Origin of the sequence: Fibrella musci (assembly GCF_041321105.1) — a bacterium.
In the GTDB taxonomy this organism is placed as follows: domain Bacteria; phylum Bacteroidota; class Bacteroidia; order Cytophagales; family Spirosomataceae; genus Fibrella; species Fibrella musci.
Map to the genome: position 1 here is coordinate 339,252 of NZ_JBGGWD010000004.1, position 22,763 is coordinate 362,014.

A 22,763-nucleotide genomic window follows, 5' to 3' on the forward strand; every position below is an offset into this window, starting at 1 on the left:
CCCCGACGTTGGATTAATCTTTTGCCGTACTTCGTTGTCCAAGCATTGTGAATACCAAACAAATGAAATCGTTTCTGCTGGTCGCTTTGATGGGAATCGCCCTGCTGGGTACGTTCCCGACGGCTGTGGCCCAACGCCCCAATGCCGGTTACACGCTTGGTGATGTGGTGGCCCCGTTTTCGCTTAAAAATGTGGACAGCCGCACCATTAGCCTTTCAGATTATCAGGCACAACGAGGGCTGATCGTCATTTTTACGAGCAATCACTGCCCATTCTCAAAAGCCTACGAAGATCGGATGCTGGCGCTTGATCGTAAGTTCAATCCGCAGGGCTACCCGGTTATCGCTGTGTTGTCGAACAACGCCACGATCTATGAAGAAGACACCTTTGACCGGATGCAGGTACGTGCCCGTGAGAAGAGTTATACATTTCCCTATTTGCAGGATGCCACGCAAGCGGTAGCCCGATCTTTTGGCGCTACCCGCACGCCGCAGGTCTACGTGTTGAAACGGAACGGTGGTGCCGATGCCACGGCCCGCTTCACGGTAGAATACATCGGTAGCATCGATGACAGCCCGCAGGATCCGGCTGGGGTGCAACGGCAGTATGTCGACGAAGCCGTAACCAGCCTGTTGGCCGGCCGGCCGGTGGTGACTCCGCTGACCAAGGCCGTTGGTTGCGCCATCAAGTAAGTGTGTTAAATCCGGGGGTGATTGATTCGCAAACGCTGCGCTATCGAAGAGGCGGTGTTTGCGGATCAGTCACCCCCGGTCTGCTGATCTGGCACAGGCTTTGCCAAGCGCTTTGCTAACAAACCAATTCTTTACACACGATCATGATTACAAAACCACGTTCATTCGCTTACCTGCTTGGTGTTGGCCTGCTGGCAACGTCGATGACCCTGTTGCAAGCCTGTGGCTCAGACGGGAAAAACGAATCACGCACCGAAGATGCCATGGAGCAAACCGGCGACGCTATGAAGGCAGATGCTAAAGATGCTACGGCTGAAGCACGCCAGGAAGCTGCCGAAGCAGGCGATAAGATTGAAGCCGCTGGTGATGAGGCTGCTGCCGATTTTAAACGTGAACGCGATGAAGCTGTGGCCGATATGAAGCGCCAACGCGATAAACTGGACGCCCGTATCGACGAAATGCAGGCCGATATCAAGCGGCAGGGTGCCAAAGCAAAGGCAGAGTCGAAGGAACAGTTGGCGAAGCTGGAAGAAGAGCGTAAAGAGCTGGGCAACGACATCGACAAGGCCCAGAATGCTACTTCAGCTGCGTGGAAAGACATCAAAGCTGGCTTTAAATCGGCGGGCCGGTCAATCGGTAACGCCTTCGATAAAGCCGAAGATAAGGTCGATCCTGACGGCAAAGACGACTAGTCTGGTTGACCGAATCGTATAAAAGAGGGAGCCCAGTTTGGCCGACATGTCAGCCAAACTGAGCTCCCTTTTCACTATGGTGCACTGTCGGTTACGCCCCATTCTAGTAGCGGACTCTACAGGTTTGTAGAATTACCGCTACAGTGGGCTGAATAACAGGACCTCGCCGACTTTGCAGTCACGAATTATTTTTTCACCAGTTTGCGCCTGCCCGTTGAGCTTGTAATTCGCTCCAAACGGATGCACCAACGTGAGCTTGCCGCCCGCCAGACTTTTCACCCGTACCTCTGTAACGGCGCCTTCTTTCACGGTGGCTCCGACCAGAAAAGCACCTTCGGTACGAATGTCATCGAAGTTCAGGTTCTGCCAAGTACGTGGTCGGTTGGGCAGCACATAAATGGCGTCGTCGCGGTTTTGTACCAGCAGCTCCAGCACGGCGCTGAGTGCGCCAAAGCCTGCATCGAGTTGCATCACTTCTTTGTTTTTCGGCTCCTTTTCCCAGTCAGGTGCGCCCAGCAGACTGGTGCCGTTGGTGTTGGCGTTGTGCAACGTACCCCGGCCTTCGTTTACGTAGTTTTCTTTCCAGTAATGAAGCCATTTGATAGCGGCATCGGTCTGTCCCGTGCGGCTTAGCAGAATGGACGCCCATGGAATCGACCAGCCGGCCCAGCCACCGGCGCCCCTGAAACGCCACGCCTGTAGGCTATTGTCGACCAGCTTGCGTTGAGCCGGATCGTTGAGGTCGATGGTGGCAAACGGATACACCCCGCCCAGGTGCGAATGGTGGCGATGGCTTTCAATCAGGTCCATGCCTTCCCAAAGGGCAATACGCTCATTGCTGAGATTCCGCTCTTCTATAAACTTGCCGTTGATCACCGTGTAGGCTGGCAGGCGTTTATCGACGTCGGCCCAACGCGGGTCAACGGGCTTGCCCAGCGCCGCCGCCGCTTGTGGCAGAATGCGGCAGATTCGGTGCAGCGCTGCCAACTGGAAGCTGGCATCACGGCCCCAAGCGTTCATCGAGGCTCCGCGGTATTCCGGGCTCACCGATACCGGCAGGCTATACCGTTTGCCGCCTTGCCCGTCGCTCACCTCTTCCAGCATGGCAAAGTAGCCTTCGAAGGCCCCATTCAGCATGGGCCAGACGGTTTCGTTGAGCAGTTTCGGCGCATCGTATTGATCGAGCCCATAACGGTAATTTTGCCAGGCCATCATCGCCATCCAGGCCGTGCAGGCGTGGTCGATGGTGCCGGTCCAGAACGTACCTACCACGTGGCAGCGATCGTCCACGGCGTGAGGCAGCATGAGCGCACCCGGTCGGCCAAAAAACGCCTCGCCATTCTTCTTCAACTGCGGCATCCACCCGCCGATCATCTGCCACAGCGGCCGGAAGTTGGCCAGCCGGTTGGTAGCCAGGGCGGGCGTGTAAATCATCTGCACGTTGATGTTGAAATGGTAATCGTTGCTCCACGGCACCAACTGCTGCTCTTCCATAAATGGCCCCTGTAGCGTGCAGGCCAGCCCGTTGGGCGACGTCGCGATGGCCTGCTTATACAACCCGTAGTCGATAATTTCCTGCAAAAGCGGGTCGGGGAGGGCAATGCGCGGTACAACGCGGTAGTAACTGGCCCAGAACGTATCGGCGGTAGCGATGGCCGAGGGCGCCCGGTCGAGCAGAGCCTGCATAGCCGGGTAATCGAACCGGCGCGTTTTCCGGTTGTAGTACAGGTTGCTGGTCTGGATATAAACGTGCTGCTCGTTGACCCGATCATAGCCTACCAGCAACGGATCGTCTTCGGGCAGGGGCTGAATGAACGCGCCTTTGCCGTCATTCTCCTTGACCACCCAGGTCGGCTCTTCAATGCTCGCCGCTCGCAGTTGATCAGCCACAAACGTGTAGTGCGGAATCAGTTTGAAGGCCAGTTTACCACGCAGGCCCTTCGGAATGTCGATGTCGGTAATCTCCAGACTGGCTGCCTGCCGGATATTGATGACGTGGCTCAGTTGCTCCGGATCGCGGACCACCACCTGCAACAGCCCCCGGTCGGTGAACAGGTTGCCATAGAGGAGGAGCCAGCCCTTGGGCATCGTTACGTCGAGCCGCCCGCCGCTTAGTTGCTGCGGACGCCCCAGCGATGGCTGGCCCGATCTGGGCACGGCAAAAGCGGCCTGAATACCGGCTTCATCGCCAGCCTGCAATTTTGCTTTCAGGTCAGAAAACGTTGTCTTGGTCGTAAACTCGACCCCGCCCCGGTGGTCCCAGAAACCCGTACGGCTGATGGTCAGGTGCAGCACATTGCCACCGCCCCAGACCATAATGCCCTGCGTTCCATTACCCAGCAGCACACCTGTATGGGGCCGGGGCAGTGGAAACTGCCAGGTCAGCGTGCGGGGTGGCAACTGAGCCAGCAGCGGGGTGGTATGGCTAAGTACAAGAAGAACATAACAGAAACGGAGCAAAAAGCGCATGGCGGTGTTGGTCGAATGCATTCGTCAAAAGTAGCATTGGCAGCCCCGTTGAAACAAGCGGGGCAGAATTCCGATTTACGAAGTACGGCATACGGTTCTGGCTGCGCGGATACGTGTAGTTTGCGGGCTAAATCGTACATCGCCGGTTGTCGATCAAACTACATGGTTACCCTTACCGTACTGAAATTTGCCCCGGGCGACCGGTATCGGGCTTTTGCGAACATTGGCCGCTGGATGATGAAACCGTTCGACGCGCCGGGGCTGCAATTCCAGAAAATGATGGGTACGGGCAAAAACTTCGGTCTCTGGCCCGACTTTTCGCAGTATGTTTTTCTGGGTACGTGGGCGAGCGAGGCCGACGCCCTGCGCTTTTTCGCATCGGACACCTGGCGTCCGTTTCTGCCCAATGAGCCTGATGAGGTAAACGTACCTACGCCGGACGCACCCACGCACGGGGCAGGTACGTTGTTTCTGGAACCCTTCAAATCGCACGGCCAATGGGACGGCATGAACCCCTTCGAGGCCACGGGTGCCCCAACACAGACCCCAAGCTCCGCGCTCCCGGTAGCCGTACTTACCCGCGCTACCATCCGCACCAGCAAGCTGTTCGACTTCTGGCGGAACGTACCTGCTGCCCGGCAACGCCTGACCGAGCAGGGCGATAAACTCCTGCTGGCCATTGGCTCGGGCGAAGTGCCACTGGTACAGCAATGCACACTCAGCGTGTGGCGCGATGCCGCCACTGTCGATCAGTTTGCGTATCGGCAGAGCGGTCATAAAGAGATTGTAAAGAAAACCCGCCAGCGCAACTGGTATACCGAGGAGCTTTTTGCCCGGTTTTGGGTCGTTAGGGCAGAGGGGAGCTTGGGCAGCGTCATCGCTAATCGAAACGGTTAGCCGTACGCCTGCAGCCCCTGTAGATAGAGTCGGCCTCCCTGGCTGGGTTGCCACTGACCGTAACGTCTCGTCTGATCACTGGCAACCCATACTTCAGCTAAAAGGGACGGTTGAACAGGGTGGATACTTATAGTATTCTTTAGTAAGTCAACTATATCGCGAAAGTATATTGACCTAAGCTTACAGGTACGTTTACTTTTACTGTTATTTTTCCGTTTACTTCCCTTTTTGATTGGTATGAGTAATTCCGGAGATTCAGTGACTGTAACTGAGATGAGCGCCCTGCGTGAAGGGATAAAAGCCAAGTACAGAACCTACCATTTACTGGATAGAGATCGCTTTCCCGATTTTGATTACAACAGTAACCGGGCCAACTACCAACCGCTTAAAGAATCGTTCGAGATAGAGTTTTACGACATCCGAAAGATCGACCGTGTAAACAACGCACTTCATGTGCCTAGTACCAATACGCTGGCGCTGCTGTTCACGAACCCTGACTTTATCCCTGGGAAGAAGATTCTGAATACCTGTCGATCTTACGCGGAAGGAAAATCGAAGGTCGTTTCCGAAGACGCGGAAGAGGAAACTCATAAACCCAGTCCGACATTGAGCCGAAACCGGGTGTGGTCGCTTGCGGGCTTCACGGTTGTGGCTGCGTTGATCACCTACCAAATCACTCGGCCGACCGCGACCGGCAGCGGGCTAATTATTCACCGTCCGTACCATGATCAGATTGTACCGCGACAGCCATTAGCCGAAGGCAGAGTAACCAACGTTGACACCGTGTGGGTGGTCGTTCGGGCAATTGGTCGTGCAGAATATTGGGTACAGCCCCCAATCCGGGTAGAAGCGGATGGCAAATGGCTGGGCCGAATCTACATTGGTAGTATAGATAAAGGCGATATCGGGGTCAGGTCTCAAATTCGGGCATTTGGCCGACCTGCTATATCGTTGCAGGAGGGGAAAATCCTACATGCCTGGCCTGAAGCGCAATGTTCGTCGGAAATCGTAGAGGTCGTCAGAGGAGCAGAGTAACATTGGTCTTGGCTCGTGACCGGCGAAACAACGATCGGTTTTCAGGACAGATTATGCATTAACCTTTGGCTTCATTCTTGTATCCCAACGGGAAAGATTGTTATTTTGCGGGCTAAATTCGTGTATAAACCGAGATGTCATTAATTAACAAAATCCGTGAACGCTCCGGATTGGCAGTCGGCGTCATCGCCGTTAGTTTGATTCTGTTTATTGTGGGGAGCGATTTGTTGGGGGGGCGGAGTACGCTTTTCGGCCAAAACGATCAGGAAGTCGGCGAAATTGATGGCAAAACCATCGATAACCAGGATTTTCAGGCGAAAGTCGACCAGATTCGGGCTCAGTATGAACAACAAACGGGCCGCGCACCTGGCGAGCAGGAAATGGCGCAGGTTCGTGAGCAGGCCTGGAACCAACTCATCTTCGAAACCGCCTACCAGAAAGAATTTGACAAGCTCGGTCTGACGGTGTCGCCCGATGAACTCGTCGACATGGTACAGGGTGAGAATATCAGCCCCGAAGTGCGGCAGGCGTTTACCAACCCGCAGACAGGTCAGTTCGATAAGAACCAGATCATTCAGTACCTCAAAGGTCTGAACAGCGTACCGCCAGCGCAAAAAGCGCAGTGGGCCAGCTTCGAGCAGCAGTTGAGCATCAACCGGGTGCGGGAGAAGTACAACAACCTGCTCCAGATGACCAACTACGTTACGGCGGCTGAGGCGCAGAAAGAATACACGGCGCAGAATACCAAAGCAGACGCCAAGTTCCTGTTCGTGCCTTACTACTCGGTCAACGACACGACGGTGAAAGTGACTGACTCGGAACTGGAAGATTACCTCAGCAAGCACAAGGACGAGTATCCTGGTGCCAACACGCGCTCGATTCAGTACGTAACATTTGCGGTGAACCCCTCGAAGGAGGACAGCGCATCGCTCTACAACGAGATTAAAACGCTGGCGCGTGGACTGGGTGGTGCTAAAAACGACTCGACCTACGCCCGTCAGAACTCCGACATACCTGTTGCGCTGTACCAGACAATTGGCGAAATGCCTACGCAGCTGCGCGCTGCCGTGCCGACGTTTTCACCGGGTGGCGTATATGGTCCTTTCCGCGAAGGCAACACGTATTTTATCTATAAATACGGCGGCACGAAGAAAGACACCAGCTTTACCGTTCGGGCCAGCCATATCCTGATCCGGGCAACGGCCAAAACCGATTCGGCGAAAGCACAGGCCAAGCGCCGGGCTGAAGGCATTCTGAAGCAGATTCAGGGTGGTGCCAGCTTTGAAGCACTGGCCCAAAGCAACAGCGAAGATGGGTCAGCCCAGCAAGGTGGTGATCTGGGGTATTTCAAAAACAACGGTGGCATGGTGAAACCGTTTGAAAACGCCGTGTTTGGCTTTGCCGGAACCGGCCTGATTCCCCGTGTAGTTGAAACCGACTTTGGCTACCACATCATTAAAATAACCGAGCCGAAAACGAACATCCTGTACCGTGTTGCAGGCATCGGCAAAACGATCACCCCGAGCGAGGCGACCACCAACGAAGCCTATCAGCGGGCTAGCCAGTTTGCGGCCAGCAGCAAGTCGAAGGACGATTTTCTGGAAAACGCCAAGAAAGATAAAGCGCTTGTCGTAGCCAACGCCGAACGGATTCCCGAAACCGCGTCGAGCATCAACGCCCTGACCGACGCTCGTCAGATTGTCCGTTGGGCATTCGACAAGAAAACGGACATGAACAGCGTGTCGGAACCTTTCCAGGTTGGCGATCAATACGTAGTGGCTTTGCTGACGGGCGAGACTGACAAAGACAAAGTAACCATCAACGATTACCGCGCCGAACTGACCGCCAAAGTGCGCAATCAGAAGAAAGCCGAGCAGATTCTGGCGAAGTTGGGCAATGCATCGGCCGGTACGCTGGAAGCTATGGCTCAGAAATACGGTGCTGGTGCTGTAGTGGAAACGGCCGAAGACATTAACCTGTCGACGGGCTTCCTGCGCTCAGCGGGTGTAGATCCCATTGCGTTGGGTCGCGTGTTTGGCCTGAAAGCGGGCAAGCGCTCGAAGCCTTTTGCGGGTGAAAGCGGTGTCCTGATCGTTGAGTCTACTCGGATCGCTCCGGCACCGAACGTAGCCGACTACGCCATGTATAAGACGCTGCTCCAGCAGAATCAGGCGCAACGTACCCCGGTGTATGTCAACGAGGCCATCAAGCAGGCTGCTAACATCGTTGATAATCGGGCGAAGTTGTATTAAGAATTCTCAAACCTAAAGGGCTTTCAAAATCTTATAGGTTTGTGGTGATGATCCGCTCAGGTACGTACGTACCTGAGCGGATCGTTTGCTTTGTAGTGATGAGTAGTCGTTACAGCAACACAATGTCGTTGGCGTGGGCGACCTCTACATTCTGGCGCGAGGGTAGATTTGCCAATGCAGCAGCCGACAATCGAGCCTGCGCTACGGCTACGGCTGTACCTGCTTCGTCGATGAGCTCGATTACCTCACCCGCCGAAAAATCGCCCAGTATCTCGCGGATACCTACGGCCAGTAAGCTACTGCGCCGCTGTAACGCTGCCACTGCACCGGCGTCGACACGTACCTGCCCCACCGCCAGGCTTCCGCTCGCGAGCCATCGGTTGCGTGCCGATAAGGTAGTGGGCTGTGGATCGATTTGGGTACCTACGTCGCCTCGTAGCGCCCCTGCAATGCTGTTGGGTTCGGCTAGCCCGAAGATGACCACCCGGATGCCCATCCGGGCTGCTAGCTTGGCAAAAGTGAGCTTAGAGGCCATACCGCCCAGACCCAGCGATGACTTGTCGGTACGTACTACGCCAAAAACCGATTCGTCGAGGCTGGGTACGTGCCGGATTAACTGATTCGTAGCGTCGAGCAGGCCACCAACGGAAGTGCAGAGCATGAGCACTTCGGCGCCAAAGCCGACAGCCAGCAGTGTTGCCAGCTCGTCGTTGTCTGAGAATTTAAGTTCCCGGCTGCTCACCACATCGTTCTCGTTCACAATCGGAATGATGCCGCTATCCCACAGCGCCTCGTAGGTGTCTTTCAACTGAAGAAACTGATCCCGATTGGCGAAGTGATGTCGTTCGCAGAGGCTCTGCGCAATCGTGACGCCGTAGACGGCAAAAAAACGGCTATAGACGTTGAGCAGCAGCAGGTTGCCAACGGCTGCGGCGGCCTTCCGTTGGCTAATCTCGCCGCGATAGTCGCGCAGGGCACTTTTGCCTGCCCCCACTGCCCCCGATGACACCAGTACGACATTGTATTGATCCCGCAGGGCCGCCACCTGCCGGGCTATATCAACCAGTACCGGTTCGTTCAGTTCGCCGGTCGATTTGGTGATGGAAGCAGTACCGAATTTAAGAACAAGTACAGGGCGGGGCATTTGAAATTGGTTTAACGTTCAAGGTCCAAAGTTAGCCGTAGTGCCTTATTTATGCGTCAGCCACTATTGAACCTTGAACTTTAGACCATTTTTCAGTCGCCTGCGTGGCTTTTGAAGAGATGCTCAATAGCCGCTTCTGTAAAGCGGGCCTTCTGCTTCAATGCTTTCTTTAGAATATCATTGTAGGTACGTTTGGGAATCTCAATAGCCCCGAACCGTTTCACATTGTCGTTAATAAACTGCGTATCAAGCAGTTGAAACTGCTGTTCACGCAGGATGAGAATCAGGTGGTGAAAGGCCACCTTCGACGCGTTAGGAACAAGGTGAAACATCGATTCGCCAAAGAAGGCCGCCCCGATCGCTACGCCATAAAGCCCGCCAACTAAACGGTTATCTATATACGTTTCAACGCTGTGGGCTAAACCGACATGGTGAAGTTCTGTGTAGGCCTCAATGATTTCTTCAGAGATCCAGGTGCTATCGTCTTCAGAGCGCGGAATCGCGCAATGCCGCATAACCTGCTCAAAGTTTGTATTTATGCGCACATCGAACAGGCGCTTGTTCAGCGTCGGACGAAGCGATTTGGCTGGTTTGTAGGAGTCGAGTGGAATAACGGCACGTGGGTCTGGCGAATACCAATAAAGCGTGCCATCTGCATCCGCCATCGGGAAGATGCCGTTGATATAGCCGTAGATCAGGTCGTCGGCGGTCAACTTGCTCATGGGGGTCCGAAAGGGATGCTGTATATGACAAAGTTATAGAAAACTTTTTGGTAAGTTACAAGAACGGCCATCAATGAATTATGAAGAAACAAGAATAGTTGCGAATAGTTATTGGCGGCACTTTTGCTGTATAAATGGGTGTCTTCACTGGCGCAGAAAGAGTAGCCAAACCATCCCTTTGGAACGACCTAAAAAAAAGCCGAACGAAATCGTTAAAAATCTGTTTATGCATTGCAAGGTCAGAGCAATTTTTCGACTTTTGCCCGCGTTTACGAACAAGCACATGAACCAACTCGGCTACATACAGGCAATCTGCCACACAACGCCCTATCGGTTCAGGTCCGTGAGGACCCTATAACGCTGTCCTGCTTCCGTAGCAGGCCCTCTTCGCCCCATTTTCTTTCTTTCCATCTTTTCTCATCATCCGGATAAAAACGTCTCCGTTTGAGGCCGCCGCCGACTCGTTGTCGGGCGTTCAATAAATGACGATGATCACGCACGAAATAGTTAACGATCAATACATCGTTCAGGTCGCCAACAAAGACCACATTGGGCTGGCAGAAACCATCTGTCAGCAAATGGCCGAAAGCGCTAAAGCCCGGGGAACGGGTATCGCCAAACGCTCGCCCCTGTACCTCATTGAAAAAATGTTGGAAGGCAAGGCGATTATTGCTCAGACGCTAACCGGCGAATGGGTTGGGTTTTGCTACATCGAAACGTGGGACCACGGTAAATTTGTTGCCAATTCAGGGCTGATCGTTCATCCGGATTATCGGAAGAGTGGCATCGCTACGCGGATCAAGGCGAAAGCCTTCGAACTGTCGCGGACCAAATATCCCGAAGCCAAGATCATCGGGCTGACAACCAGCCTCGCTGTGATGAAAATCAATAGTGATCTCGGCTATCAGCCCGTAACGCTGAACGAACTGCCGGGCGATGAAGCCTTCTGGAAAGGGTGCCAAACCTGCGTGAACTACGATATCCTGACGCGAACGAACCGCAAGCACTGCCTGTGTACGGGGATGCTTTACGATCCGGAAGAGCACAAGCAACAGGAGAAGAAAGCCCCCTGGAATTTCCTGAAGGAATCGAAACTGTATGAACGCTGGCAACGTCTGAAAGAGCGGGTGTTGTTGCGATTTAGCGAACGTCCGGCTCCCAAAAAGCGGGATCGCGAGTTAGAAGCAGCCTGAGTGTATCGGCTCCTTATTCCGGGTCAGGGGAACGTACCTGACCCGGAATAAGGAGCCGATTAACAATTTCTTAATATAGTAGGGGGCAGACTACCCAACGGATTAGCGGACCTTTGCAGGCGAACCCACTGCCTGATTAACGGTAATTAACGGCTATCCACTATGTTCGGCTTAGAGACCGGCATTTTCCTCCTCTTGGCTCTTTGCGTCCTGGCCGCACTAGCCTTCGAATTCATCAACGGCTTTCACGATACTGCCAACGCCGTTGCCACCGTCATTTATACCAACTCGCTGCAACCCACACAGGCCGTTGTCTGGTCGGGGATTGTCAACTTCATTGGCGTTGTTACGGGTGGCGTAGGGGTTGGTATGAGTATCGTCAACCTGCTGCCCGTTGAGCTATTGGTCGATCAGAACGTGTACCACAGCATCGCGATGGTGCTGGCGCTGTTACTGTCGGCAATCATCTGGAATTTCGGTACCTGGTATTTCGGTTTGCCAGCCTCTAGCTCGCACACGCTCATCGGTGCCATTTTAGGGGTTGGGCTGGGCTTTGCGCTGCTTCCCGAAAACACGATGGGCGTGGCGGCTGTCAACTGGGATAAGGCGAAAGAGGTTTTCCTGGCGCTGTTTCTGTCTCCGCTGATTGGTTTTAGCCTCGCTGTCATTCTGATGTTTGTGCTTCGGCGGGTCTTAAGTCGGCCTATTCGCAAGCAGATTTTCGACGAGCCACATCCCGGACAGAAGCCCCCCGGCTGGATCCGTATCCTGCTGATCATTACCTGTACGCTCGTCAGCTTCTTTCACGGCCGCAACGACGGGCAGAAAGGCATCGGGCTGCTAATGTTGATTCTGATCGGGATCCTACCCACTTATTTTTCCATTGACACCCGGCTCGATATTAAACAATTGCAACCCGATCTGGCGGTTGTCGAGCAAAAAATTGGTGCCATCGACAAGTCGCAGCTGGCAAAATCGGAGCTGGAGCGCATCCAGAAGATCGATACCAGCCTTGCTAATTTGCGCCCGGTGGTTACCAGCGGTACGTACCCACAGAAAGATGCCATCCTGATTCGGAAGGCGTTGCTGACCATCAGTAGCAATGTGAAAGCGCTGATTGGTAGCGAAAGCGTAAAGCTAAGTGCCGCCGACAAATCAGCCCTATCGAAGGCCGCCACGATTGAAGAAGAGGGACTGCGTAAATACACCGACCACGCCCCATTCTGGGTGATTCTGATGATCTCGCTCTCGCTGGGTTTCGGCACCATGATCGGCTGGAAGCGGATTGTGGTAACGGTAGGGGAGAAGATCGGTAAATCGCACCTGACCTATGCACAGGGCGCTTCGGCCGAACTGGTTGCCGCCACCACTATTGGTCTGGCATCGGGTCTGATCCCCGGTTTCAAAGCGCCCGTTAGTACTACACACGCGCTGTCGTCGGGTATAGCGGGGGCTATGGTCGCCAGCAAAGGAATCAAGAACTTGCAGGCTAAAACCGTGCAGAGTATCGCCTTGGCCTGGGTGCTCACGCTACCGGCTGCCATACTACTCTCCGCTACCCTGTTCTGGATTCTTCGGTGGATACTCGGCTAACTAACTAGAGAGCTACGGGCTGAAAAAGCGAATGGCTGACGCACATATCATCTGCGTCAGCCATTCGCTTTTTCAGCCCGTAGCTCTTTGCTTGTTTAGTGCTTGAACACCTTCACCTGATACACGTAGCTCTGCATCTGACGAATCTGTTGCTTACGCGACAAGCGGGTCATGCGGCTTTTGTGATTCAGCACCAGCGGAGTGCCCTTCAGTGAATCGGGCGAAATTGTGTTGAGCGCATCAAGCAGGATGCCGGTTTTTACGGCGAACGTAGCACCTTCAGAGGTCAGCTGTTTGGCGGTGATGATGCCAATAACGCTGCCTTTCTCATCGAGTAGCGGCCCTCCCGAGTTACCCGGGTTCACGCTGATGGCTACCTGATAAGCGGCTGAGTCACCCCGGAAACCGGTTCCTGAACTCAAATACCCTTCGCCGTAAACGATTTCCTCACGCGGATAACCGAGCGTAAACACGCGCTCACCGAGGTCCGACGGCCGGGCGTTAAACACATACGGAATGGGCGGTAACGCATGGAAGGCGGTATCCTGCCCAATGTCGAGGAAGGCCAGATCGTGTGTGGGGTCGCTGTGAACAAGCCGGGCCTTGTAGACCACGCCCTGCTGACTCTGCACGTACACCGAGTCGGCACCCTGCACAATGTGGTTGTTGGTTACCATCAGACCCGCAGTTGTGAGCAGGAAGCCCGAACCTGCTACCTGACCGGGGTTTTGCTGGAAGACCCGACCCCGACCACTGAGGTTGTTCAATAGTTTGTTCTGAGTCTGCTGCAACACTGCGATGTTTCGCATCATGGTGCTATACTGCTGATCCTGCTTGTGGCCTGTCTGGTACGACCGATATAGACTAATGGTGGCGAACGTAGTAAGGATAGCCACGGCGGCGGCTACAGCCAACGTAGGCCGATGCGCGAGCCACCAGCTACGTACCTGCGTGCCGCGTGTCGGCGGCGCTGTATCGAGTAGTCCCTCGTCCGCCAGTTGCTGATGAACGTGGGCCAACTTCTCTTTGAAGGCCAGCCGCTGACCGTAGTCGCGGAGGGCGCCTTCAATAGGGTCTAAATCGTTGGCTTTCATATCATTCCTCTTTGTAGTGGGTAAAAAATATTCGCCGCAACCGCGTCAGGCATTTATGCTTCTGCGTCTTGGCATTATCCGAATTGGTATAACCGAACTTCTCCGCAATGGCATTCATGGAGAGGTGCCGGATATAAAAATCTTCGAGCAGCGTCCGGCAGGGTTCGCCCAACTGATTCAGCGAGGTCGCCATCTGCTCAAACTGCTGATCGCGCTGCTCGTGGTCGGCCATATCGTTGGCAATTACCTCGATCGGCTCTTCCGTCAGAAAGTCAGCCCTAATCATCGGTGATCGCCCCTGCTTGGCCAGATGCTTCAGCCACAATCGTCGTGCCACGGCATACAGGTACGTCTTCAACTGGCAATGCAACGCAAAATCGCCACTCATTACCTTCTCGTACAAGACAATCAGGGTTTCCTGATAAATGTCCTGCGCGTCGTCGGTTGATCCGCTGTTGGCAATCACCAACTGCGCGATCATCGGGTAATGTTGCCGATAGAGCTGATGCAAAGCCTTATCTGACCCTTCCGCCAACCCAATCAAGAGTGCCTCATCGGTTGCGGCCAACCGCGTTGTTTCGCTCATCAACTGCTCAATCGTTAATACACATTTGGGTAAAAGGGTAACCCAAAAAAAAAGATAAAAATTTTTGAAAAAAGGTGGGTTACCTTCTCGACACCCCGGTATTAATGGATGGAAAGTTAACTAATCACCGCTAAACAAATTACGACCATGAAAGGCTTCGCAAAATCAGCAATCTTCGCTCTCTCAGTTATCGCTCTGGCTACTTCTTGTGAATCAAAGAAAGCTGAGTCGACTACGACTACGACCGACACTACGTCAATGATGTCAACTGACACCGCTGCTAGCAGCATGTCAACTGACACGACGATGATGGCTCCTGAGTCAACATCAATGGCGTCAGACTCAGCGAAGTAATCACTTCGCCACTGCTTACAGAAAGCCCCTCGCAACCGAGGGGCTTTTTGCGTTATAGCCAGGGCATAAAAAAACCTATAAGGTTTTGAAAACCTTATAGGTTTGGTAAAAACTGGTTATACTACTGGCCGCCGGTCTTGGTCAGGCTCGGTTTGTTACCTTGAAAGGCAATCATATCGGCCAGAATCCGACCCGCTTCGGTCAGGAAGGCATCCTTTTTCTTCGTAGGTTTAGCTACCTCGGGAGCTTCGGCACCGGGCGTTGAAGCAGGCTTGTTAGTACCAGCGACCTTCTTCTCCGCTTCTTCCTTCTCTTTTTTGCGCTTGCTTTCCAGCAGCGACACGGTCGTATTTTCTTTCGCTTTCTTAAACTCAAGCACAGCCTGAGCCTCACGCTTCAGGTCCGAGTCGGTTTTCAGACGCTGCTCGAACTTGTCACGCAGGCGAGTCGTCAGCCGATCGTTGATGAAGTTAGTCGCATCAAAGCGCGTCGGGTTGATCTGATCCCACGGCAGGGCGCTAGGCTGTGAGCTTTCGCCGTAGTCCTCCGCTGAGAACCGCGATGGGAACTCGATGTCGGGCGTAACGCCTTTGTGCTGCGTGCTGCTACCGTTGATGCGGTAAAACTTCTGTACGGTCATTTTCACCTGACCCACTTTGTCCTGTTCCTTCGGCAGCATGTTGTCGAGATCGATTAACGTTTGTACCGTGCCTTTACCAAAAGTTTGGCCACCAACGATAATGCCCCGTTTGTAGTCCTGAATGGCAGCGGCGAAAATCTCCGAAGCCGATGCGCTGAACCGGTCGACCAGAATAGCCAACGGGCCATCATACGTCACGCCGGGGTCAGAGTCGGCCATCACTTCGGTGTCACCACCTGAATCACGTACCTGAACAACCGGTCCTTTCGGGATAAATAAGCCCGTCAGGTTAATCGCTTCATAGAGTGAACCACCGCCGTTGCCCCGCAGGTCAATCACGATACCGTCTACCTTCGCCAGTTTGAGCGAGTCGATAATCCGTTTTACGTCAGTCGTCGTGCTGGCTACATCGGCTTCGCGGCGCCGGGCACCTTCAAAGTCGCGGTAGAACAGCGGAATATTCACCACACCCAGTTTATACGGATGACCGTCTTCCGTGATGTCGAGGATTTCCTTGTGGGCACGCTGCTCTTCCAGTTTCACTTTCTCCCGCACAATCCGGATCTCTTTGGGACCGTCGGTAGCCAGTGCCGTGGCACTTTTCACCTGAAGCCGCACAACTGTGCCTTTGGGGCCTTTAATCAGCTTAACGGCTTCGTCGACGGGAACGCCAATGACGCTGACCATCGTGCCACTTTCACCCTGTGCTACGCCCGTGATTTTGTCGCCTGCCGTAAACTGCTTGCTACGGAAAGCCGGGCCACCCGGTACCAGATCCGTGATTTTGATGTACTCACCATCTTCCTGCAACCGGGCACCAATGCCTTCCAGCGACTGACTCATCTCTTCATTGAAGAGCGAGGCCGCACGGGGGGCCAGGTAATTGGTGTGCGGGTCGAGCGCTTCGCCAAAGGCATTCATGTACATCTGGAACACGTCTTCGCTTTTGATGCGACCCATGTTCTTGGTGATGTTTTTGTAGCGGCTCGTCATCAGCGTTGTGATAGCTGTGTCGGCCTTGCCGGCCAGTTTCAGCTCCAGCGCCTGGTTCTTGAGCATCTTCCGCCAGATCTCGTTCACCTCGGCCGCATCTTTCGGCCAGGGTGCTTTCTCACGATCAACGTTGTAGCTTTCGTCTTCGGTAAACGTGAACGGCTTGGTCAGCAATTGCTTCACATAATCGTTCCGCTCGCCCACCCGCCGACGATACACGTTGAACATATCGAACGCGGCTGTCAAGTCACCGTTGACCAGTGCATCGTCGATCTGATTTTTGTACTTCTCGAACGAGGCGATGTCCGACGCCAGCAGGTATACCCGGCTAGGGTCCATGTTCTTCAGGTAGTTGTCCCAAACTACTGCCGAGAGAGAGTCGCTTAGGCGAACTTTTCGGTAGTGGTGGCGAGTCAGCAACTGCGTCACTACCTGTTCAACGCGCTCCTGCGTCACAGTAGGTTTAAGATCATCGGGCGCGGGTGCGTAACCCGTTTGCGACGTAACCGGCGCGGAGGCCGTTCGCGAATCCGGCTGAAAGCTCAGCATCAGCACGGGAATCAGAGTGATCAGGTATTTACGCATGGAGAACAGGCAGGGGGCGCGGGGCTTGGGGCAATGGGTTAGGATCTACCAGTAAGGGTAAAAAGAACCCCCTGTCCTAAGCCCCGTGCTCCCTGCTTAATTTGTTTTTACAATGTCCAACAATTCAATGTCAAAAACGAGCGTCGAGCCCGGGCCGATATCGCTACCTGCCCCCCGATCGCCGTAGGCAATGTCAGATGGGATAAACACTTTCCACTTTGAGCCAACGGGCATCAGTTGCAGCACTTCCGTCCAGCCCTTGATGACTTCCGTTACGCCAAACTCAGCGGGCTCCCCGCGCTGTACTGAACTATCAAACACTTTGCCATCGAGCAACGTACCTGTATAATGTACTTTAACCCGATCGCTGGCAGTGGGTTTTGCCCCTGTACCTTCTTTCTCAATTTTATACTGCAAACCGCTGGCTGTGGTTTGCACACCCGGCTTCGATTTATTTTCAGCTAAGAACGCCGCCCCAACCTTTTTGTTTCCTTCGGCGGCTTTCGACTGCTCGGCCATGCGGCTCATCTGCTGTTTCTGCATATAGCCCATCATGATCTGTTGCATCTGTCCTTCGTCGATGGCAAGCTTCTGCCCTTTAAGCGCGTCGTTGATCGCCTGCGAAAGAATAGAGGTATTAACGTCGTTCAGGCGTTGTTGCTTCAGGCTTTGGGCAATACTGTAACCAATGCTGTAGCTCAAAGAGTCGTTACTATTGCTCAACGTTGCTTTGGTGCCGGCCGAGGTGGCGGTGCGAGTAGCGGCTGAACGTGCCGGGGCCGACGGCCGGGCGGGTACTGCTTTCCGGGTTTGTGAAAAGGCGTGGTTGGTAATGAAAAAAGTAGACATCAGGCCGACGGCGGCCACTCGGAAAAACGTCATGAGAACGGAATAAAAGGTTGTTTTTAACAACGGTTGGCTAATTGGAAAACGTGTAGCAGCCCATAAATAGTTTGGTTTTTGCGGCTGCCGAACACATAAATTAACAACAGATCAGCAAATTGTCCAAACAGCATCTGGCTGATTTGGTGAGGGTTAGCCAAAACAAAAGCCCGTGCGGGCAGCACGGGCTTCGTTAAAATGTGTTAAAGTCGGTTGGGCGATCTATTTCACCTCTTCATAATCAACGTATTCCCCCCCTTTCATCGACGAGCCATCCCGCCGGTTGGGCTTGGGCGTGACCCGCGTCTCGCCTTCCCGGATGGGGGCGTTACGCTCATACTGCCGGCGCTGCTCTTTCACTAATTGCCTACCTACCAGCAGATAGAATAAGAACCGACGTACTGGTGGTACAAAAACGATGAGCAGGGTAAGAATAAAAAGGGCCTTTAGCAGCATGGGAAAAAGGTGTTTAGAGTCATAACGTAGGGATACCGATTTTGGTTTATCCTGCCATGACGCAACCGACTGAGTTTCTATTTGTATAACGCTTTACCGGCGGCTTCATACTTATCACCCGCTACCCAAAACGGCCGCGTAGTCCGATCAGCAATAAGGCGGGCGGCGCGGGCATAGGCCTGGCAGAAGCGTAGCAGGTAATCGTAATCAATGGTGTCCGGGTTGTCGGATACCTGGTGGTAATTTTTCATCAGCTCTTCGTCAAACGCCTTGAAGCCTTCAGACAGCGTAGGGGCAGGAATACCCTTGGCCGCAAAACTAACGTTGTCTGAGCGGTCGAACAGGCCTTGTTCGGGCGCGGGGTCGCCAAAAACCGACAAGCCAAACGTACCTGCGGCCTGCTCAATTTCGGCACGCGCACCGGTGCGATCGAGGCCAATGACCGAGATCAATTTGGTGTCGTTGTAGCCTGCGCCGTCAATGTTAAAATTGAAGATGGTTTGCTTCAATGGAATCAACGGATGCTCGGCGTAATAGCGGCTACCCAGCAGGCCAACTTCTTCGCCCGTCAGGGCAACGATGATCACTGAGCGTTTGGGCTTTTGCAGCATCAGCGTCTTAGCGGCGGCCAACAGCCCCACCGTGCCCATGCCGTTGTCGCGGGCACCGTTGAAGATCGTATCGGTGGGCGTAGTCGGGCTACCACCTTGCTTGCCAACACCAATGTGATCGAAGTGCGCCGTGAGCAATACATATTCGTCTTTCAGAGCCGGGTCGGAGCCTTCGATAATGCCCGCCACGTTGACGGCCTGCACTGGTTTGGCTATTCGACCCGACGATTGCACCGTCACGGCCGCATTGTCTTTCAAAGCACTCAACTGCCCCTTGCCGTTATCGGCCCAGATATGCAGCAGCTGCGGCTGATCGGCCGACTCACCGGCGGTTGCCAGCGCCAACTGCTCGCTGTTAAAATAACGATTGACGAACGCCCAGGGGGCCGTTGGTGAAGCAAACAGCTCGATTACGCCCAGCGCGCCTCGCTCAGTAGCCAGTTTACGCTTGGTGGTCATGGCACCAATCAGTTCGCGGGGCGTCTTGGCTTCTGCCGAGCCTACCTGCGTGATTACATACTTGCCCTTTACGTCCTTATTAGCATAATCGTCGGCGGTCAGGCCGTAACCGACGTAAACGCTGGGGGCCGTCTGGTTGATGGCGCCACCGCTCATGACCACAAACTGGTTGCCCAGTTGAAGCGAATCGGCACCAAAGCGAATCCGCCCCGATGCTGTTGGCTGGGTACGTTGCAACGCCACCGGCTGGAAAAAGCTGTTGTTGTCGGCGGCTGGCTTAAGACCCAGCAGGCGAAATTGCTCGGCGATGTAGCGGGCGGCGGCCATGTTTCCCGGCGAGCCCGTTCGGCGTCCCTGCAATTCGTCTGACGCGATGAAACGCAGATGCGCTTCCAACTCGGCCTTGGTCAGCTGTTGTTCAGGCAGGGCGGGCGCCGTGGCCGTGACCGTTGCGGTGGCGCGTTTGCCGGGTCTGGGCTGGGCGAGTAATGGGGTAGACGGACAGACGAACGCAAAAGCGCCGAGTAGGGCGCAGGCTCGAAGACTGGCTTGACGAGAAAGTTGATGCATGGAGATAGGAAACAGATAGCAACTTACAAAAATTGCTGACGCGTGACCGGTGAGCATCCAGCCAGACGTCAGCAATTTTTGATGATCGCTGCAAAACAAAAAGCCCAGTTACGCAACGCCGGTCGGGTTTCGCAACTGGGATAAAGGATGGTTGGTAGAGTAAGAAAGGATCGTCTCGACGGTCGAGGGGCGGGGTGCCCGGCTGATCTTGTCCATGAGCGAACGTAGCTCAAGGGCGTCCATGAAGAATCCCATCAGGGCGGGTTCGGCCATCAGGGCTTCTTCGATCAGTACATTTTCCTCTTCGGAAGTCTCTTCGTAGACATACCGGATTACATCATCTTGGGTAAACGTTTTTGTCATAGCTTGTAGGACGTTTGCTTAATTGCTTACGCAGGTTAATTAAGGCATAACGCATACGTCCCAAAGCGGTGTTGATGCTGACTCCGGTTGCATCGGCAATCTCCTGGAAACTCATTTCCTCGTAGTGCCGCATAATAAGCACCTGCCGTTGCTGCTCGGGCAATCGCTGAATCAGCTCGCGCAGATGCTCGTGCGTCTCGCGCCGAATCTGCACCGCCTCTACTGAGTCTTCGGCAAATTCGAGCGTGTTAAACACGTTGCTTCCGTCTTCAAACACTACGTTGGGGTAGCGTTTATCTCGCCGGAAATAGTCGATCGCCAGATTGTGAGCAATACGGATAATCCAGGGCAGAAACTTGCCTTCTTCGTTATAACGACCCGATTTGATGGTATCGACGGCCTTGATAAAGGCGTCTTGCATCAGGTCTTCGGCTATATATTGGTCTTTTACAATCAGGTAGATGGTTGTATAGACCTTATTCTTATGCCGATGAACGAGTTTTTCAAAGGCTTTCTCACTACCACGGATGTACGACGAAATCAGCTCACTGTCGTTAACCTGGGCTTTTTCCATTTCAGAAAGACAATTAGGTAACGTAGAGGATTTTGTCGATAGTGTGTCCCGGGTTAAGTTTTAATGTGATCGGCCTGACTTCTTATCAAAGTAACAAAACCTATCCAAATTTTACAAGAGTCGCTGACGGTATTTTTGCGGATTGGCGAACCTAACGGCAATTCTAAAGCGAATAACGTACCAATATACGAGAAATCCGATTCTGCGGTTGCGTGGTGCCAACTAATAATTGGATAAATATTGCCCTTTAGGGTTTAATCGACCCCTGTGGGCTACCTTCGCCACAGAAAATATTGACATGCTGCCAAACGTATGAAATTTCAGAAGCACGTTTTCATTTGTACCAATCAGAAAGAAGCGCCTAAAAAATGCTGTGGCGCCGAGCATGGGGCTGCTTTAGTGGCGGCTTTCCGGCAGGAATTGACGCAGCGCGGCTTGCAAAAAAGCATCCGTGCACAGCCGTCAGGGTGCCTGGACGCCTGCGCCTTTGGGCCTGCGGTAGTTGTGTATCCGGAAGGCACTTACTACGGAAATGTCCAACTTGCCGACGTACCCGAACTGGTCGAAAAGCACTTGGTCGGCAACGAGGTGGTTGAGCGGCTGGCTCTCGATGTTTAAGTAAGTAATTGGTCATTGGTCACCGGGTAGTGACGGGCCGCTTAGCGAGCCCGCTCTGCGCAAACTGGTGATTAATGACCAATGCTTGTTTTTATATGTATACACATCTCTTCTTCGACCTCGATCATACGCTCTGGGATTTCGATCGGAATTCGGCGGAATCCATCGCTGAACTGTACGAAACGCATCGCCTGCACGAACGGGGCATCTCGTCGGCCGACCAGTTTGCCGAGCAGTTCATTGTTATCAATAAAAAACTCTGGTACGACTACGACCGCGACCTGATTACGCACGACTACATCCGGCAGAATCGGTTTCCGTTGGTGCTTCAGTCGTTGGGCGTCGATGACGTAAGCGGTTGTGCCGAACTGAATACGGATTACCTGCGTCTGCTGCCCCAGAAGGCGCACCTGACCGACGCCGCCCGCGAACTGCTGGAGCACCTGCATGGACGCTACCGGATGCACATCATCACCAACGGATTTGCTGAGATTCAGGCTGTAAAGATGGCCTCGGCCGACATCGCCCATTTTTTTGAACACGTGGTCACCACGGCCGAGGCCAATGCCAAAAAGCCCAACCCGCTCATCTTTGATTATGCCCTGAACGTAAGCGGTGCCAGCGTTGCCGAGAGCCTGATGCTGGGCGATAATTACGAGGCCGATATACTTGGAGCAAAAGCCGTTGGCCTGGACACCGTATTTTATAATCCGAAGGGTGAGGTCGTCGATGAGCCTGCCACGTACACCATCCGCCACTGGAACGAACTGATGGCCATTTTGTAGTCCGCCCGACCCATCGTTCGTTAACGATTAGCTGGCAGGTGTAGGTTAGTGCGCAGTCGATCGTCACTGATGCTCCATGGGCTTGATCGATTAGGTGTATCTGAACATGCTCAAGCAGTACGACGTACCTGATGGCATTGTTTCGCTCCGTATTATTCGTCTGTTTCTGGTTAATGAGAACTACGCATAGGCATGGATAGTGCACGACGTATAAGGGTAGAAATGGCTATTCTAAATACCCCTGCATGGGATATGATTGCCACTAAAAGAGCATTTACAAAGTATATTTGTATTAGTAGAGTGCTAAAAAAAGAGGTAATTATTCTGAATTATCTGCGCTTGGCTCTTTATTAATTGGTTCTTCAGCGAAAAAACAGCGATACGATCAATAGAATAACCCCTAAATCATCATCGTTCGGCTCGGAATTAGCGGTTGATTTTCTATTCAGGTACGTTGCCAGGCATCAGGCTGGCGGTAATCCACCGCCGTACTATTTTTGCTCA

Annotated in this window: 20 protein-coding genes; 9 read left to right on the plus strand and 11 right to left on the minus strand. The window is 53.6% G+C overall.

The annotated features are described in order from the left end of the window. Window positions 1-62: 62 nt before the first annotated feature. A complete protein-coding gene (locus ACAW74_RS14605; protein ID WP_370698943.1) occupies window positions 63-692 on the plus strand; it encodes a thioredoxin family protein in 630 nt (209 codons plus the stop codon). A 143-nt stretch (window positions 693-835) separates the two neighbouring features. Beyond that, window positions 836-1,384 (plus strand): sll1863 family stress response protein, encoded by a 549-nt coding sequence (locus ACAW74_RS14610; RefSeq protein WP_370698944.1) that lies wholly within the window; start codon window positions 836-838, stop codon window positions 1,382-1,384. Between the two features lie 138 nt (window positions 1,385-1,522). Here the strand turns inward: ACAW74_RS14610 and ACAW74_RS14615 are convergent, their stop codons facing one another. Further along, complete coding sequence (locus ACAW74_RS14615) at window positions 1,523-3,874, minus strand: glycosyl hydrolase family 95 catalytic domain-containing protein (protein ID WP_370698945.1); 2,352 nt, start codon at window positions 3,872-3,874, stop codon at window positions 1,523-1,525. A 141-nt stretch (window positions 3,875-4,015) separates the two neighbouring features. On the opposite strand from ACAW74_RS14615, the gene ACAW74_RS14620 reads away from it, so the two are divergent. From ACAW74_RS14620 to ACAW74_RS14630, 3 genes are all read left to right on the plus strand, one after another. Beyond that, window positions 4,016-4,750 carry a DUF3291 domain-containing protein gene (locus tag ACAW74_RS14620; RefSeq protein WP_370698946.1) on the plus strand — a complete coding sequence of 245 codons (735 nt, stop codon included), beginning with the start codon at window positions 4,016-4,018 and terminating at the stop codon, window positions 4,748-4,750. Window positions 4,751-4,987: 237 nt separating this feature from the next. Next, window positions 4,988-5,785, plus strand: coding sequence for a hypothetical protein (locus tag ACAW74_RS14625; RefSeq protein ID WP_370698947.1), 798 nt, complete (start codon window positions 4,988-4,990; stop codon window positions 5,783-5,785). A gap of 134 nt (window positions 5,786-5,919) precedes the next feature. Then, on the plus strand, window positions 5,920-8,037 hold the full coding sequence (locus ACAW74_RS14630; protein ID WP_370698948.1) for a peptidylprolyl isomerase: 2,118 nt from the start codon (window positions 5,920-5,922) through the stop codon (window positions 8,035-8,037). 109 nt (window positions 8,038-8,146) lie between these two features. On the opposite strand, the gene proB is transcribed toward ACAW74_RS14630, so the two are convergent. Next, a complete protein-coding gene (gene proB / locus ACAW74_RS14635) occupies window positions 8,147-9,181 on the minus strand; it encodes a glutamate 5-kinase (RefSeq protein ID WP_370698949.1) in 1,035 nt (344 codons plus the stop codon). A gap of 92 nt (window positions 9,182-9,273) precedes the next feature. Further along, window positions 9,274-9,903 carry a leucyl/phenylalanyl-tRNA--protein transferase gene (gene aat, locus ACAW74_RS14640; RefSeq protein WP_370698950.1) on the minus strand — a complete coding sequence of 210 codons (630 nt, stop codon included), beginning with the start codon at window positions 9,901-9,903 and terminating at the stop codon, window positions 9,274-9,276. Between the two features lie 488 nt (window positions 9,904-10,391). On the opposite strand from aat, the gene ACAW74_RS14645 reads away from it, so the two are divergent. Next, entirely contained in the window at window positions 10,392-11,096 is a 705-nt protein-coding gene (locus tag ACAW74_RS14645) for a GNAT family N-acetyltransferase (RefSeq protein WP_370698951.1), read from the plus strand. A 162-nt stretch (window positions 11,097-11,258) separates the two neighbouring features. Beyond that, window positions 11,259-12,689 carry an inorganic phosphate transporter gene (locus tag ACAW74_RS14650; protein ID WP_370698952.1) on the plus strand — a complete coding sequence of 477 codons (1,431 nt, stop codon included), beginning with the start codon at window positions 11,259-11,261 and terminating at the stop codon, window positions 12,687-12,689. 95 nt (window positions 12,690-12,784) lie between these two features. Here the strand turns inward: ACAW74_RS14650 and ACAW74_RS14655 are convergent, their stop codons facing one another. From ACAW74_RS14655 to ACAW74_RS14690, 8 genes are all read right to left on the minus strand, one after another. After that, the gene (locus tag ACAW74_RS14655; protein WP_370698953.1) at window positions 12,785-13,783 is read right to left on the minus strand and encodes a S1C family serine protease; all 999 of its coding nucleotides are present in this window, start codon (window positions 13,781-13,783) and stop codon (window positions 12,785-12,787) included. A 1-nt stretch (window position 13,784) separates the two neighbouring features. Further along, on the minus strand, window positions 13,785-14,369 hold the full coding sequence (locus ACAW74_RS14660) for an RNA polymerase sigma factor (RefSeq protein ID WP_370698954.1): 585 nt from the start codon (window positions 14,367-14,369) through the stop codon (window positions 13,785-13,787). A gap of 475 nt (window positions 14,370-14,844) precedes the next feature. Further along, window positions 14,845-16,941, minus strand: coding sequence for a carboxy terminal-processing peptidase (locus ACAW74_RS14665; RefSeq protein WP_370698955.1), 2,097 nt, complete (start codon window positions 16,939-16,941; stop codon window positions 14,845-14,847). 96 nt (window positions 16,942-17,037) lie between these two features. Next, on the minus strand, window positions 17,038-17,823 hold the full coding sequence (bamJ, locus tag ACAW74_RS14670; protein WP_370698956.1) for a BamJ family beta-barrel-assembly machinery protein: 786 nt from the start codon (window positions 17,821-17,823) through the stop codon (window positions 17,038-17,040). A gap of 222 nt (window positions 17,824-18,045) precedes the next feature. After that, window positions 18,046-18,279, minus strand: a complete 234-nt coding sequence (locus ACAW74_RS14675; RefSeq protein WP_370698957.1) for a DUF4834 domain-containing protein — start codon at window positions 18,277-18,279, stop codon at window positions 18,046-18,048. Between the two features lie 77 nt (window positions 18,280-18,356). Next, complete coding sequence (locus tag ACAW74_RS14680; RefSeq protein ID WP_370698958.1) at window positions 18,357-19,919, minus strand: M28 family peptidase; 1,563 nt, start codon at window positions 19,917-19,919, stop codon at window positions 18,357-18,359. 108 nt (window positions 19,920-20,027) lie between these two features. Continuing rightward, window positions 20,028-20,282 carry a hypothetical protein gene (locus ACAW74_RS14685; RefSeq protein WP_370698959.1) on the minus strand — a complete coding sequence of 85 codons (255 nt, stop codon included), beginning with the start codon at window positions 20,280-20,282 and terminating at the stop codon, window positions 20,028-20,030. Beyond that, window positions 20,257-20,856 (minus strand): RNA polymerase sigma factor, encoded by a 600-nt coding sequence (locus ACAW74_RS14690; RefSeq protein ID WP_370698961.1) that lies wholly within the window; start codon window positions 20,854-20,856, stop codon window positions 20,257-20,259. The genes ACAW74_RS14685 and ACAW74_RS14690 overlap by 26 nt, the downstream gene beginning before the upstream one ends. Before the next feature lie 312 nt (window positions 20,857-21,168). Between ACAW74_RS14690 and ACAW74_RS14695 the strand changes: the two genes are divergently transcribed. After that, window positions 21,169-21,474 carry a (2Fe-2S) ferredoxin domain-containing protein gene (locus ACAW74_RS14695; protein WP_015330416.1) on the plus strand — a complete coding sequence of 102 codons (306 nt, stop codon included), beginning with the start codon at window positions 21,169-21,171 and terminating at the stop codon, window positions 21,472-21,474. A 95-nt stretch (window positions 21,475-21,569) separates the two neighbouring features. Beyond that, on the plus strand, window positions 21,570-22,259 hold the full coding sequence (locus tag ACAW74_RS14700; RefSeq protein ID WP_370698962.1) for a YjjG family noncanonical pyrimidine nucleotidase: 690 nt from the start codon (window positions 21,570-21,572) through the stop codon (window positions 22,257-22,259). The last annotated feature ends 504 nt before the right edge of the window (window positions 22,260-22,763 follow it).